We start from the raw sequence: 1,049 nt of genomic DNA, 5'->3' as shown, positions 1-1,049 counted from the left end.
ACGGAGGGGCTAGACGGGGTGGAGCGGACACGTACAATCCGAAGGACAGCAGCCAAAAAACGTCGTAGACACCAAGGTTCAGGGGGTCCGGAGCTCTGCGACGGCGCGCGCCCTGGACCCCACAGCCGGCCGCGAAGCGGACGCCCGATTACCTGGTTGCAGCGAAGCGGAAACCAGGACATGCCCGAGGACGCGGATGGATCCACCCGCGCCGGCCACTCCCCCAGGGCAGGCCGCCGGCATCAGCCACCACGCGCGGCCCTGATGCGGACGGCGGTCCGTCGCCGGTGACCACAACGGCAGCCGGCCACGACGACGGACCGCCCAAGCGCGGCGGAAAGTGCGGCTCCAGCGGCAACGAAAGGATCCGGGGGTGGGGTTCCCCGCTCTGGGCGGAGCGGGGAACCTGTCGCCGGTGGTTAGGCGGCGGTGAAGACGGTGCACGGCTGCCGGTACCGGCTGGGCAGCTCGGCTGCCGCCGTGGGCAGGTCTTCCGGTCCTTGGGCCTGTCCGTTCTTCCAGTGGAAGAACGCCTGTTCGCTGATCGCATCCCAGAACCGGGCTTTGGTCCTGTAGAAGGTCGTCCGAACGTCGCCCTCGCAGTACGTGGCCATGCCGAACAGGTTGCCGATCTCATCGGCGGTGCGGATCCCGGCGACCATGACATAGGGCCACTGGCCCAGGTCCCAGCCGTCGCACCCCCAGCTGGGGATCACGGCCCAGCCGTGCTCGCCGATGAGTGCCATCCAGTCGTAGCCGTCGTTCATGTGGTAATCGCCAAGCACGGTGACGCCGTGGATCTCTTCGCYGGTGTCCTTGGTGGTGATGGTCGCGGTAGCGATTGCATTCATGGTTTTTGTGTCCTTTGCAGAGGATTGGGTGAGGGAGCGGCGTGACCCGGCCAGCTACTCTCGGTTCCTCCCCCGTTGTTTTTTGGCTGCTGGCGAAGCTTGCGGAGCTGTGGCCGACGGAGGCCTGTCTACCCGCAGGGCAAGGCACGGGAATATCCCGGAGGAAATAAGCGACGAAGGAGCGCCGGAGGGACATTC

Annotated in this window: 1 protein-coding gene; it reads right to left on the bottom strand. The window is 66.5% G+C overall.

The features are described 5' to 3' along the window. Window positions 1-419 precede the first annotated feature (419 nt). A complete protein-coding gene (locus AC1DIM_RS19765; protein WP_477712172.1) occupies window positions 420-851 on the bottom strand; it encodes a hypothetical protein in 432 nt (143 codons plus the stop codon). Window positions 852-1,049: the final 198 nt, after the last annotated feature.

The organism is Pseudarthrobacter sp. 01T43 (genome assembly GCF_056398665.1).
This window is presented reverse-complemented; position numbering and strand designations above follow the sequence as displayed.